This is a genomic window from Chryseobacterium carnipullorum (genome assembly GCF_003815695.1).
In the GTDB taxonomy this organism is placed as follows: domain Bacteria; phylum Bacteroidota; class Bacteroidia; order Flavobacteriales; family Weeksellaceae; genus Chryseobacterium; species Chryseobacterium carnipullorum.
Map to the genome: position 1 here is coordinate 3,885,646 of NZ_CP033920.1, position 13,372 is coordinate 3,899,017.

Below are 13,372 nucleotides of genomic sequence, written 5' to 3' on the forward strand. Positions count from 1 at the left end.
AGAAAGCAAAAAGGAATCAATAAATTGATTTTATGAAGCTAACGTTTTATTTATAAGCTTCATCAGCGATTAATCACATCTCTTTGCAACCTAAAATAAGGCATTAGTATAAAAAATATTTGCGTTTAAAATCAAAACTATTGAAAATTAAACGTTCAAAAAGTATCATCTGTATGACTTAAAAAGCTTCAAACCGCGAAAGCATTGTCCATTCAGAATAGGCAGGTCTCCTGGCTTGTAACAGTTTTTATCATCCTTCCCGCTTTCGCAGTGGATATCCATGGATAAAAACCTTTGATGCGTTACTTACAGTTGCGCGACAGCTCGTGATTCTCACACGATTCCCTATTAATCTACGTTAAGTAAAACCTCTTCTGTTTGATGAAGAATGTTAAAGAACAAAATCTGGAGTAAAGGTATTGATTAAAGTGAATTGATTGGTATAATGATTTAAATTAAGAATATAATTCTTTCGTTATTTTATTTTAAAGTTAAATATTCTGTACATTTGAAAAAAATAACCCTAAAAAGAATATTATTCTGTGGAAAGACTTGACGAAAAGGATCTTCAGCTGCTTAGAATCCTTCAAAAGAATGCGAAACTGACGGTAAAGGAGCTTGCAAAAGAAATTAATCTTTCACCATCACCTGTTTTCGAACGGGTGAAAAGGCTGGAGCAGGAGGGATACATTAAACATTATGCAGCGGTTCTGGAAGCAGAAAAACTGAATCGAGGTTTTACGGTTTTTTGTCAGATCAAACTTAAGATCCATGACCGTTCCGTGGGAAATCAATTTGTGGAAGAAATTGTACAGATTGACGAGGTTGCCGAATGTTACAATATTTCCGGAGATTTTGATTTTCTGCTCAAAGTTCAGGTAAGGGATATGAAGCATTACCAGGATTTTGTATTCAATAAACTGGGTTCAGTAGATTCCATCGGTAGCGCGCACAGTACTTTTGTGATGGCTGAAGTGAAAAACATTCATGGAGTGAATATTTAAAAAAATAAAAACAGTATCCCAACGAATACTGTTACTATAATTTTTTAATCATTCAATTTTTCAATCTTTAAATCAAAATCACGGCTCATCACAATCTGCCTTCAGTTTTGTAAAGACCTTATCAAATTTTTCATAGAGCGTTCCTTCATCATTCGGGTCGGGTCTGAAACTACCATTGGCACAGTTGTAAAAGCCGAAACCAATCAGTTGAATCAGGGCATAATCATCTTTCCTTGGATCGTTGAATTGGGCCTTGAATTTATCCATTACTAATTGTGGATTAGAATTTTCTTTGCTTTTGGCTTCGGCAAAGTTTTTCCAGACGGTGTACATTTTTTGTTTGTCGGGAGAGGAAACTGCATCAATATATTCTTTGCAGGTACTGTAATATTTGCTGTTTTTCAACGAGGCAGGATCAGAATAGGCGATAAGATCTTCTTTTTTCAGCTGATATTCGTTTTCAAAAGTCTGAATAGTTTCCTGGTGAAGTTTTTTCCACTCCGGAAGATTGATGACCAGTATACCGTACAGCTCTTTTTTCTTTTCCTGGTATTGTTTTTCCAGTTGCTGCAGATAGATGTTTTTATTTTTTCTTACATCGTCCAGATCAGAAAGTTTAAAGACAGTATGATTGTCAAACAGACCACTGCTGAATTGATACAAAAGCTTATTAACCCCATCTATTTCCTCTTTTTTATATTTTTCGGGATCAAAATACCCTGTATTGTCACAGTTAAAGGTTTGGTACGTGTACAATACCAGAGTATTGGTCTTGGTGTTTTTTTTCTGCCCCGAGACTGTTACAGAAAGAGCCAATGAAAGGGGAATTAGTAATTTTCTCATAGATCCGGATAGGCGATGTTTTTTTGAAATGTCTTTTATAATGCAGCTGTAAAATTACTATTTTAGATTTGAAAGAGAAAGAAATCCTGTTTGATCTTAATAGGCTGAAATAGGTTTAGTGTAATGAGTAATTACTTACTTCGATCAGGTTCATATCCGGATCGCGGAAATACAAAGATTTCATTTTCCCCAGAGCACCGGTTCTTTCGACAATTCCCTCAATAATTTCGATATTTTTCTGTTTAAGCTCTTCCATCACCTTTTGAATATCCGTTTTTGCAATAAAACAAAGGTCTGCGGAGCCGCAGGTGGGATTTTCCGCTTTCGGTTCAAATTCATGACCTTTCTGATGCAGATTGATCTTTTGATTTCCGAATGTAAGCGCTTTTCTTCCTTCCCCGAAAGTGATTGCCTGGAAGCCCAGAATAGAAGTGTAAAACTCTACAGTTTGATCAATACTGGCAACCGTGAGAACGATGTGGTCTATGTTTTCTATTTCCATTTTCTTTTTTTTTAACACAAATTACACGAATGTTTTCCACAAACAGTACCAATTTTTCGTGAAAATCTGTGTTCGAAATTGGTGCTATTCGTGTTTCTGCCAAATTAAATTTATTAATAGTGATGGTTTTATTTTAGCTGCTTAAAACATCTTTGATCTGTGTTTCCATATCCTGGATATTTTCAAACTTTACCAGATTGATGGTTTTACCTGTTCTTTTAAGCTCTTCTATAATATCCAACACAAGTTCCAAAGGTTCTGCTTCAAAACCGAATAAATTACTGTCAAAATTGGTTCCTGCAACCAGACCATCATTATTCATCCCGAGACACCAGTTTTCTATAAACTCGTTCAGGGGAATAGATGAAATTTTATAATGGCTCCATTCGTCGTTAATACAAGATTTTGCTCTTGCCTCATCAGACCAAAAGCAGATGATCTGTACAGGTTCACCATCTTCATATTCAAGCTCGTTGGAGTAGGAGACGGCAAATCCGTTGTCATCCTGTAATGCATAGATGATTTCCGTTTCGGTGACTTTTTTAATGAAATCTTTATGGCGGTTTTCTATCGTAATATGATCCTGTATCATTGTCAGTTTATCTTTTTATCTGGTTTTCAAAATGGTCTGTAAGCTTCAGCGGCTATCTATGTAATTTTAATGAGTGATGGTCATAAACATATTGTACATGATTGTTTTTGATGATGATATCTTTATTTCCAGGTTTCAACAGTAATGAATCTGTATCAAATGTAAAAGTGATCCCATCATTTGATTCTTTTATTTTTAAGACATCTGTTAATTTCTTTTCTTCATTTTTGGGTTCGATATCTAAATTTCCAAGATACTTTATTTTTCCTTTTTCCAATAAAACGCATCACCTCCAAAAACAAGGAGTAACTTTCTCATCGTATTTTTATAGAATACCTTTAATCCGTAAATGCTGCAACAGCATAATGGTTTTGGCATCCATGATTTCTCCTGTAGCTACCATAGAAAGTGCCTGCTCAAAAGGAAGTTCCAAAACTTCAATATTTTCACCTTCTTCTTCCAGTCCGCCGCCGTCTGCGATTTTCATTTCAGCTGAATATTCAGCGGTAAAAAAATGAAGAATCTCTGTTACAGAGCCGGGTGACATATAGGCTTCAAATACTTTTTCCACTTTTGAGATTTTGTATCCTGTTTCCTCCTCAGTTTCTCTTTTGATGCATTCCTCGGGATGATCATTATCCAGTAAACCTGCGCAGGCTTCTATAAGCATTCCTGTTGTATTTCCATTGATGAAAGTGGGCAGTCTGAACTGTCTGGTAAGGATCACCTTTCCTGTCAATTTGTTATAAAGCAGGATTACGGCTCCGTTTCCTCTGTCATAAGCTTCTCTGCTCTGGGTTTCCTTGGTGCCGTCTTTCTTTTCTATGCTGTAAGTGACTTTATTGAGGGTGTACCAGTTGTCTGATAAAATTTCTGTTGTAAGAATAGTAATGTTAGGATTCTGCATAGTTGTATCGATAAAATCTTTTGAATGATTTTTATTTTGTTTGATGATGAATTAATAAATTTTCCAATGCCTTTTTCAGATCAGGAAATTGAAACTGAAATCCGGTATCCAAAATCTTTTGTGCAGAAGCCCGGGAACCTTCCAGCAAAGCATCTGAAAGTTCTCCAAAGAGCAGTTTCAGAACAAATGATGGTACATTGGGCATAAATAAAGGTTTCTTCAGAACTTCCGCGATCTTTTTCGTTAAATTTTCATTGGTGGTGTGTTGTGGAGAAACCGCATTGTAAGCGCCGTCCATATGGGTGTTTTTCAAAGCTGACTCATAGATAGAACAGATGTCTTCAATGTGAATCCATGGCATATACTGTTTCCCGCTTCCTAAAGGAGATCCTATTCCGTATTGTATGGTTGGAAGCATTTTCTTCAGGGCACCATCTTCTTTAGACAGTACCACGGCTGTCCTTACTTTTACCACTCTTTCGGCAAGATTCTGCTCTTTGAAGTCATCTGCTGCTTTTTCCCATACCACCACCACTTCACTCAGAAAATCATTTCCCGGTGGATCTTGTTCCGTATAGATTTTATCGGTAGTTACGGTTCCATAATAATTGATTCCAGAGGCGGAAATGAAGGATTTAAGTTTAATATTCTTCTTTCTCAAAGTTTTCAAAAGAAGTCCTGCAGAATCTACCCGGCTGGAGATTAATTCTTTTTTTCGCTCATCTGTCCAGCGTTTTTCAGAAATATTGGCTCCTGCAAGGTGGATGATGTGGGAAACATGATCCAGCGCAGATTCATCCATCGTTCCCTTTTTCAGGTCCCATTCAAAATCATTTTCATGTTTCTTCTTTCGGGTAAGAAATCTTACGGTATAATCTTTTTCTATTTTTTTAGACAACTTACGGGCGATCATACCGCCGCCGCCGGTTATCAGAACAATTTCTTTCATAATACTTTATTTTTGAATGGTGTAAAATTAAGCCTGATTTCTTACAATCAGAACAAAGTCTTCTTCTAAAAGTTTATAGCCATAATCATAAATAAACCTGTATTCAGAGCCGTTTTTATAAACTTTCAGATTGGTGAAGTAATCGAAATCAAAACCCAAGCCATCCATTCGGGATTTTGCTATTTTTGCTTTACCATCCGTATTCAGTTCCATCAGGATACGGTAGTTTTTGCGAAGTTTGTTGTTTACATTTCGCATCAGATTGGTGGAATCTTTGTTCTGCTTATTATTGTAGGCATTCCGGCAGGCATCATTGCAGAATTTTTTATCAGACCTTCCGATAATTTTTTCGCCACATTCAAGACATTCCATGTTTATTATTTTTTCATTTTGTGTGTATGCTCATGTTTTTTTCGCAGCAGTCTTTTGAACCTGTTGTGGGTAGGGTAGCTTCTGTTCGCGGTCATATTGTTGAACAGTAAAGCTGTAAAGAGAAGAATAATACACCCTGACAGGACCGGAGAAAGAACATACCAGTATCCCAGTTCGGGAATCTTTCCTACAGAACTCACAGCGATAAGGGCAGTAGCTCCTCCGGGCGGATGAAGTGTTTTGGTATATTGCATCAACACAATGGAAAAGGCCACGGCCAGCGGCGCAGAGAGCCAGATAATGTCAGGAACAATTTTATAGACGGTAACACCCACTATGGCTGAAATAACGTGTCCGCCCACCAGGTTTCTTGGCTGAGCCAGAGGGCTCTGAATGGCTCCATAAATCAAAACACTGGATGCCCCGAAAGACCCGATCAGGAATATATTCTCTGTAGCGGATACGGAATGGGACTGAATAAAAGCAATCATACCAATTCCTACGAACGCTCCCAGAAATGACCAGAAATGCTCTTTATAGTCAACAAGCGTTTCCTTATAGATCACGTATTTTGAAACTCTGAATGTTCTTTTGATTGTCTTCTTCATTAGTCTTCTTTATTTTTTATTATTTGAATTAAATTCTTTACAAACGTTTGGGTATAGGTTCCGGTTTCATCATTATCAGGATCCAGAACCGTGATCTCTATTCCGAAACATAGGGGAGAATGGACCAGCGGTTTCAGAATTTCCCTTAAATCTGCATAGTCGATTCCGTCTTCCCTTCTGCTGTCTACGGCGGGCATCAGCTCATCACTCAGAACATCCACATCAAGATGAATGAAAAATCCATCCAGCGCTTTGCTGCTGATCATTTTTAGAAAATCCTCTGCCGTTTTCCCGAACCCTTTTTTTCTAAGCTCGTAAAGATCAAAGTAATGAATGTCAGAATTGATGATCTGCTGTACATATTCTTCATCATCTGTTTCATCATTTCCTGCACAGTAAATATTTTCTTCTAAAAAATAAGGCTTCAGCCCTCGAATATCGGTTAATTTTTCGTGACCTGTTCCGGTAATAATGGCGAGGTCCATTCCTGCGGCGGCGGAAGTTTCTGAAAGATGAGCGGGAATAAAGTCAGTATGCCCATCCAGATAAAATAATCCAAAATTTCCAAGCTTCTTCAAGGCCAGAGCAGTTCCAATCAGAATGCTGCAGTCGCCACCAAGCATAATATTGAACGTATTTTTCTGATGGTTTTCCGAGATGAAATCGGCCTGTTCTTTGGTATATTCGATAATGCCTTCAGCATTTAAAACACCCGATTCGTGATCATATTCCATGGAGTAGTCGGGTGCTTCCAGTCTGAAAATATGGGCTGGATTGATTTCTTTATGAAAATCAAATTTTCTGAGCCAATCCGGGAGTTTTTTCACACCGGGCTCCGTTTCATGATTCTTTTTCTTAAGCCCGAGATGGAGAGGGAATTCAAAAATATCGATATTCCTTTTCATAGATGATATTTCCTCAAAGGTACGGAATTATCCGTTTGAAAACGGGTAGTTTTGAGTAAGAATCAATCTGTTTTTTTTATTCTTACTCTAAAAAATGTAAGCAAAAAAAGTGTTGACACCAGCTTGATTTTTAATGTCTTTTGAGCAGTAATGAAATTTATGTTGTAAGGTGGTTTTCTTTGATGATATTTTCAATCTAAAAATGGATAAAAGTTTTTTAAGTAAATAAAATGTAATAAAACGAGTATTTTAAAAATTTCACTATCCATTTACAAACGACTACAAGCGAATTTAAATAGTTTATAACCGATTAAGGTGCTGCAACGTGACAATCTTTGCAACAGAGATTTGAGAAACACAGTGAACGTCTCTTATCTGAATTATTAATCTTAAAAATTTTAAAGCTATGTCACTAAGAAACAAAGTAACATTAATTGGTTACACAGGAAAAGAAGTTGAAACCGTAAACTTCGAAAGCGGAAACGTAAAAGCCAGTGTGTCTCTGGCAACCAGCGATCATTACACCAATGCCAAAGGCGAAAAGGTAGAAGAAACGCAATGGCACAACCTGATTGCTTTTGGAAAAGTAGCTGAGATCCTTCAAAAATTTGTACCTAAAGGAAAAGAAATTGCTATTGAAGGAAAGCTTACGTACAGATCGTATGATGATAAAGATGGCGTGAAGCGATATATTACAGAGATCAGAGTTGATGAAATTCTTCTTTTGGGAGGTAAATAATACTAAAAACACAAATGATGAAAGTAAAAGTTTTTAAAATCAGACTTACCGAAGAATTTCTCTACAAAGATCAGAAAATGCTTGATCAATTTCTGGAAGTGAACGAAATTATAAAAGTGGAAACCGCTTTTGTAAATGATGAATCTTATTGGTCTGTTGTCCTGTATTTTGAAGAGCCCAAAGCGGCTAAAAGTATAGTGAAAGAACCAAAGGCAGTAAAGTACTCTGCAGATAATGACGTTTTAAACTCCGATGAGGAAAAAATTTTAGATGCCCTGAAATACTGGAGATCAGAGAAGGCGAAAGAACAGAATCTCCCCACATATTTTATCGCGAGCAATAAAGAACTCATGTCTGTAGCCAAATACAAGCCGGTGAAAAAAGAAGAGCTGCTTGACATCAAAGGTTTCGGAAAACATAAGATTGAAAATTATGGTGAAGAGATCTTGGAAATCCTGGAAAGCGTCTGATTTCCCAGACCAATACTGATAATGCATCGAAAGCCGGGGAAGATTTCTTCCCCTGTTTTTTATGTTTCGGAAAAGTCCTTTCAATTCCTTATTTTTGCACTGCTTATCTATTCAATCTGTAAAAGTTATTTTAGAAAAAGACTTTAGAGAACGTATATTAAAGTTTGATTCTTGACTTATATAAAATGATGTCAGGGAGAAAATAAAAGATTTTCAAAACTTAAGTGTTCTTATAAACCATTTTTATGATCAACTTCAATGAAACTTAAGTGCTTTGCTTTTGTCTCTTTTGTGGTTTAAACTTTCGGATTAGTTTAAGTAGGTTTAATTATTAATATCATTTATCAATTATAAAAATGAAGCCAAGTTTAGCAAAAGGAACCAGAGATTTTACAGCACAGGAAGTTTCCAGAAGAAAATATATCATTAATATTTTACAGAAGAATTTCGAATTATTCGGATTTCAGCCGTTGGAGACACCGAGCTTTGAAAATCTTTCGACCTTGACAGGAAAGTACGGAGAAGAAGGAGACCGACTTATTTTTAAAATTTTAAATTCAGGAGAATATGCTTCAAAAGTGAATCAGGAAGACTGGGACAATAAAAACCATCAGAAACTGATTTCGCAAATTTCTGATAAAGCACTTCGTTACGACCTTACCGTACCTTTTGCAAGATTCGTGGCGATGAATCATGGAAAGCTTACCTTTCCATACAAGCGTTATCAGATTCAGCCGGTATGGAGAGCAGACCGTCCACAGAAAGGAAGATTCAGAGAGTTTTACCAGTGTGATGCAGATGTGGTAGGAAGTGAAAGCCTGTTGCAGGAAGTGGATTTGGTTCAGCTGTACCTGAAATCGTTCTCAGACCTTAAAATTCCTGTTACCATTCACATGAACAACAGAAAGATCCTTTCCGGTTTGGCAGAATATGCTGGGATTACAGATAAACTGATCGAATTTACCGTGGCTTTGGACAAACTCGATAAGATCGGGAAAGAAGGTGTGGTAAAAGAGTTACTGGAAAGAGAAATTTCTCAGGAATCTATTGATAAATTAGAATTTTTATTTAATCAGTCAGATGATGCGCTGGAAAACCTTCTGCAGCTAAAAGAGAAGTTTGCAGACAGTGAAATCGGGCTGAAAGGAGTAGAAGAGCTGGAGTTTGTTCTGACACAATCTCTGAATCTTGGGGTAGACATGCAAAATCTTGTCTTCAATATTACACTGGCGAGAGGTCTCGATTATTACACCGGAGCTATTTTCGAAGTAAAAGCAGATGAGGTAGCCATGGGATCTATTGGCGGTGGAGGAAGATATGATAACCTTACAGAAGTTTTCGGAGTTAAAAATATTCCGGGAATTGGGGTGTCATTTGGTTTGGACAGGGTTTACCTGGTGATGGAAGAGCTTAATCTTTTCCCTGAAGAAGCTTCAACGCAAGTAGAATATTTGTTTGCTAATTTTGGAGGAGAAGGAACGGTAGAAGCCTTAAAACTGATTATGCAACTTAGAGAAAAAGGAATCTCTGCTGAGCTTTACCCTGAAAATGCAAAACTAAATAAACAGTTTACCTACGCGGAAAAGAAAGGAATTAAAAACCTTGTTTTCTTAGGAGAAGAAGAAATTAAAAACGGAAAGGTTACCTTTAAAGATCTTGCTGCCGGAGAGCAGAAAACACTTTCCCTGGAAGAATTTTTAGGATAATATCTGAAAAAATATAAATAAAAAGCATTATCTATTCGGTAATGCTTTTTTATTTTATTGACTCCGAAGCATTGTTTACTATTGAAGAAGATATCGGCACACGAAATAATTTGATTTAAAATATTTGCTTAGGCCTTTCCGTATTTTAGAAAAAAATTAAATTTGTAATATCTACCATTTATAAAAACAAATAATGAGTGAAAAATCAAGATTAGACGAAATAAAAGATGAGCTGGAAATATTAGACATCAATCCCACTATTTTTGCCAGAAAAGAAATTCACGCCTTGCCGGATATACTTTCAGAGAATGAGAAAATTGTGTATCTGATCGAGGGAAGAAATAAACTGACCAATCACCATATTATCTTAGTTGCCACAGAAAGGAGATTGATTTTTGTAGACAAAGAGTTCATGTACGGACTGAAAGTAGAAGATTTTTCTTATGATAAAGTAAGCTCCATACAATATGAAAAGTCTTTGATGCTGGCCTCAATAGATATTCATATCTCTGAGAATATTCTGGAGATCGATAACGTTGGGAAATATTATGCAGAATTATTTTGTGAAAAAGTAAGAGATTTTATGGCCCGTCCCAGAGAATACTTTAAAAGTAAATCAGAATCTACCGTATTAGATCAATTGGAACAGCTGGGAAGATTGAAGGACAGTGGAATTTTAACGGAAGAAGAATTCTTTGCGCAGAAGAAAAAACTCATGGAGAAGCTCTAAAAAAGAATCATGGAAAATATTGAATATCAGATCAGAAAAATAAATCCCGATCTTTTTTCATGGGCACAATCAGAAATGAGTGACTTTTCTGATTTTCTGATGGAAAGTGAAAATATGATTCATATTATCGACGGAATTTATGACGGTAATGCCGTTTTTCTTCTATCTACCAATCGACGGGTGATTTTAAAAGGAATCGCAGCAGATTTTATGGAAGTAATTCCTCATGAAAAAATTACCTTAATCAATTATCTGAAACCTCAGGAGATGATTTCTGTTTATACAGAAGATAAAGTTTTCGGCATTGGAAAAGTTGGTGAAATGATGGCTTCAGAATTTAATAAAAGAGTGAATACCTTTATATTTGGCCATAATCAGGATGGCACAAAAGGAGAGGATGATCATCAAGAATCTGTTTTCGTTTTACTGGAACAGCTGGGGAAGTTGAGAGAAGGGGGAATATTAACAGAGGAAGAATTTTCATTACAAAAGAAAAAATTACTGGAAAGATTGTAATATTATCTTTCATTATCAACACAAATTTGTAATTTGGATTAATGCAAATACAGTTTAGCATTAATCAAGTAAACTATTAAACATAAAACCAGATGAACACTGAATGTTCTTTATGCGGATCTCCGCTTACATCGATGGATACGCTTTTAGGCGAAAACAAACTTTCGGAAGGAGGGATTCTCTGCAATAAGTGCCTGAATAAAGCCACTAATATCAATAAAGATCTTGTATCCGACCTTGGAAATTATAATATTGTCCAGATAAGAAATATGGTATTGAACGGAGTTGCGGAACAGGAGATGGCCATTGAAACTGAAGAATTTCAAACCATACAAATCGCGCAACCCAGGATTGTAGAAACCCCATCCCAAAGTATTCAGTTTACCTATACACCAGACGCACCTTCAAGACTTGACGAAATAAAAGATCAAATTGTAGCAACGGGTGCCAAACTCAGCCTTTTTGTAAACAGTGAAGTGGAGGAATTGGTCAATGTTCTTGATGAAAATGAAAAACTTATCGCGATTGCAGAAGGGAAATATCTTTATAATAATCTGGAAGGAATCGTAGTTTCAACAGAGAAAAGAATCATTTTTATTGATAAAAAGTTTTTTGGCGGTGTGTTTGAAAACGAGTTTCCGCTGCACAAAGTTAGTTCGGTACAACATGATACCAGCCTGATGTCTTCAACACTGAAAGTTTATACCCCTGGTTTTACAGCGGAATTTAAACTTTATATAAAGAGTGCTGCCAAAAACTTCTATGATGCTGTAAAGGATTATATAGGACGTTCTGAGGATCAGATCAGACTTCAGCAGATGCAAGCCAAGATACAACAACAGCCAATAGTACAGCAACCTCATCCTGCACAATCGAATTCTGAACACAAAGAAGCTCCAGCGGTTATTTTTGATCAGCTTGAAAAATTGGGGAAACTTCGGGAAATAGGGGTTCTTACAGAAGAAGAATTTGCCGAACAAAAGAAAAAGCTGCTGGCTAAACTTTAAAAACACCAAAAAAATGAGCAATACCTGTGCATTATGCCACGCTGAACTGACGTCGATAGACACCCTTTTAGGCGAAAACAAACTTTCAGACGGAGGAAATCTGTGTAATAAATGCCTGGATAAAGTAAGCAGTACCCATCAGGAACTTTTGTATAACCTCAACGCGTTCAGTATCAATGATATTAAAAACCTTGTTCAAACAGGAAAAATGGAACAGGAAAATGAAAATCCCAGGGAAAAGACAGAAGAAATTCAGATAGAAAGTCTGGTTCAATTTAATGAATCCGGTGATATGCCGAATGATATTTATAAGAGAAGACTGAAGGAAATAAAATATCAGCTGGAGCAGGTGGGGGCCAATCTGTCGATGTTTACAAAAGGGGAAATCAAAGAATTACCGCGTATACTTGCTGTGGATGAAGTAATTATTGCAGCTACAGATGCCCAGTTCTTAAAAACAGTAGATGCCGGAATCTTACTGGTCACACCAAAAAGAATGGTTTCGGTCTCAAAGGCTATGTTTGCCCCGGTAAAGGTAAATGCATATTCCAACGAAAGCATCACCGAAGTAAGTTTTGTAAGCAATCCTATATCTCCGGTGATAAAAATTCACACAGAAGACAGAGTCGTGGAATTCGAATGTTTCTGTGACAGGCTGGATGCGGAAAGATTCTACGGGTTTATCAGCAAAATTTATAATCAGGTTAAAGTGGAGAAGCAAATAGCTCCCACAAAAGAAGCAGCATCGGCTCTTATTTTTGAACAGCTTGAAAAACTAGGTAAATTAAGAGAAAACGGAATTTTGACCGAAGAAGAATTTACAGAGCAGAAAAAGAAACTGCTGGAGCAGCTTTCATAAATAAAAAGCGGCAAAAGCATGGAACCTAAAGGATCTCATGATATCGTTGAGCAATGGCTGAAAGCTTGGTCGTTATCAAGAAAACTACCACTTCCCATCAGACATTATTCGGGTTTTAAAGTAGAAGTAGGAGAGGAAAAACAAAAAATACGATATGTCTTTTCTGAGATTAATAATGATTTTATTGAACTCTCCAACCAGATTGATGAGCCATGGATTTATCTCAAAGTCTGCGCTTCTCCGGATGAGGTCACAAAAGTGGTTTCAGAAAAATGGATCTTGCAGCCTCCCGGATATATGATGTTCTGTTTCGGACCGATGAAGAATGCTGTAACAAATATTTGTCAGGGATACCGGATTGAATCCGAAGAATATAATTCCACAACAGTAGTCAAGATTACTACAAAAAGCGGGGAACAGGCTTCTATAGGTCGTATTGTGCTTATAGACGATCTCGCAGTATATGACAGAATTCTAACAGAAGAGAATCACAGGAAAAAAGGTCTCGCCAGTTTCCTGATGCAGGAACTTGAAAAGATCGCTTTATCTAAAGGTATTTCCAAGAATTTTCTGGTAGCAACAGAGCAGGGGAAAATGCTCTACCAATCGATGGGATGGAAACTTTACAGTAACTACACTTCAATCGTTATTCCTGGTATTTGA

The 13,372-nt window shown here is 36.7% G+C and carries 17 protein-coding genes and 1 riboswitch; of the genes, 9 read left to right on the forward strand and 8 right to left on the reverse strand.

Annotation, left to right across the window (positions count from 1 at the left end; all coding sequences use genetic code 11):
* Positions 1-203 precede the first annotated feature (203 nt).
* Positions 204-388, reverse strand: a riboswitch (cobalamin riboswitch).
* Between the two features lie 154 nt (positions 389-542).
* Entirely contained in the window at positions 543-1,004 is a 462-nt protein-coding gene (locus tag EG346_RS17690) for an Lrp/AsnC family transcriptional regulator (RefSeq protein WP_073332243.1), read from the forward strand.
* A 78-nt stretch (positions 1,005-1,082) separates the two neighbouring features.
* Here the strand turns inward: EG346_RS17690 and EG346_RS17695 are convergent, their stop codons facing one another.
* The 8 genes from EG346_RS17695 to EG346_RS17730 form a co-directional block, all read right to left on the reverse strand.
* Entirely contained in the window at positions 1,083-1,847 is a 765-nt protein-coding gene (locus EG346_RS17695) for a hypothetical protein (protein WP_123880474.1), read from the reverse strand.
* A gap of 115 nt (positions 1,848-1,962) precedes the next feature.
* Positions 1,963-2,349, reverse strand: a complete 387-nt coding sequence (locus EG346_RS17700; RefSeq protein ID WP_073332237.1) for a VOC family protein — start codon at positions 2,347-2,349, stop codon at positions 1,963-1,965.
* 133 nt (positions 2,350-2,482) lie between these two features.
* A complete protein-coding gene (locus EG346_RS17705) occupies positions 2,483-2,941 on the reverse strand; it encodes a DUF2750 domain-containing protein (RefSeq protein WP_073332234.1) in 459 nt (152 codons plus the stop codon).
* A gap of 325 nt (positions 2,942-3,266) precedes the next feature.
* The gene (gene nudK / locus EG346_RS17710; protein WP_123880476.1) at positions 3,267-3,848 is read right to left on the reverse strand and encodes a GDP-mannose pyrophosphatase NudK; all 582 of its coding nucleotides are present in this window, start codon (positions 3,846-3,848) and stop codon (positions 3,267-3,269) included.
* 31 nt (positions 3,849-3,879) lie between these two features.
* Positions 3,880-4,797, reverse strand: a complete 918-nt coding sequence (locus tag EG346_RS17715; RefSeq protein WP_123880478.1) for a TIGR01777 family oxidoreductase — start codon at positions 4,795-4,797, stop codon at positions 3,880-3,882.
* Positions 4,798-4,824: 27 nt separating this feature from the next.
* Positions 4,825-5,169: a hypothetical protein gene (locus EG346_RS17720; RefSeq protein ID WP_123880480.1), complete on the reverse strand. Its 345-nt coding sequence runs from the start codon at positions 5,167-5,169 to the stop codon at positions 4,825-4,827.
* 5 nt (positions 5,170-5,174) lie between these two features.
* Positions 5,175-5,777, reverse strand: a complete 603-nt coding sequence (locus EG346_RS17725; RefSeq protein WP_123880482.1) for an HPP family protein — start codon at positions 5,775-5,777, stop codon at positions 5,175-5,177.
* Positions 5,777-6,682 carry an arginase family protein gene (locus EG346_RS17730; protein WP_123880484.1) on the reverse strand — a complete coding sequence of 302 codons (906 nt, stop codon included), beginning with the start codon at positions 6,680-6,682 and terminating at the stop codon, positions 5,777-5,779. Before EG346_RS17730 ends, EG346_RS17725 begins: the two co-directional genes overlap by 1 nt.
* Positions 6,683-7,088: 406 nt before the next feature.
* Between EG346_RS17730 and EG346_RS17735 the strand changes: the two genes are divergently transcribed.
* From EG346_RS17735 to EG346_RS17770, 8 genes are all read left to right on the forward strand, one after another.
* On the forward strand, positions 7,089-7,421 hold the full coding sequence (locus EG346_RS17735) for a single-stranded DNA-binding protein (protein WP_123880486.1): 333 nt from the start codon (positions 7,089-7,091) through the stop codon (positions 7,419-7,421).
* A gap of 14 nt (positions 7,422-7,435) precedes the next feature.
* On the forward strand, positions 7,436-7,891 hold the full coding sequence (locus EG346_RS17740) for an HRDC domain-containing protein (RefSeq protein WP_228426058.1): 456 nt from the start codon (positions 7,436-7,438) through the stop codon (positions 7,889-7,891).
* Between the two features lie 356 nt (positions 7,892-8,247).
* Positions 8,248-9,597: a histidine--tRNA ligase gene (gene hisS / locus EG346_RS17745; protein ID WP_123880488.1), complete on the forward strand. Its 1,350-nt coding sequence runs from the start codon at positions 8,248-8,250 to the stop codon at positions 9,595-9,597.
* A gap of 193 nt (positions 9,598-9,790) precedes the next feature.
* Complete coding sequence (locus tag EG346_RS17750; protein ID WP_073336243.1) at positions 9,791-10,327, forward strand: PH domain-containing protein; 537 nt, start codon at positions 9,791-9,793, stop codon at positions 10,325-10,327.
* Between the two features lie 9 nt (positions 10,328-10,336).
* Complete coding sequence (locus EG346_RS17755) at positions 10,337-10,843, forward strand: SHOCT domain-containing protein (RefSeq protein WP_123880490.1); 507 nt, start codon at positions 10,337-10,339, stop codon at positions 10,841-10,843.
* A gap of 92 nt (positions 10,844-10,935) precedes the next feature.
* Positions 10,936-11,850, forward strand: a complete 915-nt coding sequence (locus EG346_RS17760; RefSeq protein ID WP_123880492.1) for a PH domain-containing protein — start codon at positions 10,936-10,938, stop codon at positions 11,848-11,850.
* A gap of 13 nt (positions 11,851-11,863) precedes the next feature.
* Positions 11,864-12,709, forward strand: coding sequence for a PH domain-containing protein (locus EG346_RS17765; RefSeq protein ID WP_123880494.1), 846 nt, complete (start codon positions 11,864-11,866; stop codon positions 12,707-12,709).
* Between the two features lie 18 nt (positions 12,710-12,727).
* Positions 12,728-13,372, forward strand: coding sequence for a GNAT family N-acetyltransferase (locus EG346_RS17770; protein WP_123880496.1), 645 nt, complete (start codon positions 12,728-12,730; stop codon positions 13,370-13,372).

What these genes read in the sequence shown, in the direction of transcription:
- EG346_RS17730 (WP_123880484.1), bottom strand. Translation starts at nt 6,682, where the DNA reads ATGAAAAGGAATATCGATATTTTTGAATTCCCTCTCCATCTCGGGCTT.
- EG346_RS17765 (WP_123880494.1), top strand. Translation starts at nt 11,864, where the DNA reads ATGAGCAATACCTGTGCATTATGCCACGCTGAACTGACGTCGATAGAC.
- EG346_RS17735 (WP_123880486.1), top strand. Translation starts at nt 7,089, where the DNA reads ATGTCACTAAGAAACAAAGTAACATTAATTGGTTACACAGGAAAAGAA.
- EG346_RS17740 (WP_228426058.1), top strand. Translation starts at nt 7,436, where the DNA reads ATGATGAAAGTAAAAGTTTTTAAAATCAGACTTACCGAAGAATTTCTC.
- EG346_RS17715 (WP_123880478.1), bottom strand. Translation starts at nt 4,797, where the DNA reads ATGAAAGAAATTGTTCTGATAACCGGCGGCGGCGGTATGATCGCCCGT.
- EG346_RS17720 (WP_123880480.1), bottom strand. Translation starts at nt 5,169, where the DNA reads ATGGAATGTCTTGAATGTGGCGAAAAAATTATCGGAAGGTCTGATAAA.
- EG346_RS17700 (WP_073332237.1), bottom strand. Translation starts at nt 2,349, where the DNA reads ATGGAAATAGAAAACATAGACCACATCGTTCTCACGGTTGCCAGTATT.
- EG346_RS17750 (WP_073336243.1), top strand. Translation starts at nt 9,791, where the DNA reads ATGAGTGAAAAATCAAGATTAGACGAAATAAAAGATGAGCTGGAAATA.
- EG346_RS17760 (WP_123880492.1), top strand. Translation starts at nt 10,936, where the DNA reads ATGAACACTGAATGTTCTTTATGCGGATCTCCGCTTACATCGATGGAT.
- EG346_RS17705 (WP_073332234.1), bottom strand. Translation starts at nt 2,941, where the DNA reads ATGATACAGGATCATATTACGATAGAAAACCGCCATAAAGATTTCATT.
- hisS (WP_123880488.1), top strand. Translation starts at nt 8,248, where the DNA reads ATGAAGCCAAGTTTAGCAAAAGGAACCAGAGATTTTACAGCACAGGAA.
- EG346_RS17755 (WP_123880490.1), top strand. Translation starts at nt 10,337, where the DNA reads ATGGAAAATATTGAATATCAGATCAGAAAAATAAATCCCGATCTTTTT.
- nudK (WP_123880476.1), bottom strand. Translation starts at nt 3,848, where the DNA reads ATGCAGAATCCTAACATTACTATTCTTACAACAGAAATTTTATCAGAC.
- EG346_RS17695 (WP_123880474.1), bottom strand. Translation starts at nt 1,847, where the DNA reads ATGAGAAAATTACTAATTCCCCTTTCATTGGCTCTTTCTGTAACAGTC.
- EG346_RS17770 (WP_123880496.1), top strand. Translation starts at nt 12,728, where the DNA reads ATGGAACCTAAAGGATCTCATGATATCGTTGAGCAATGGCTGAAAGCT.
- EG346_RS17725 (WP_123880482.1), bottom strand. Translation starts at nt 5,777, where the DNA reads ATGAAGAAGACAATCAAAAGAACATTCAGAGTTTCAAAATACGTGATC.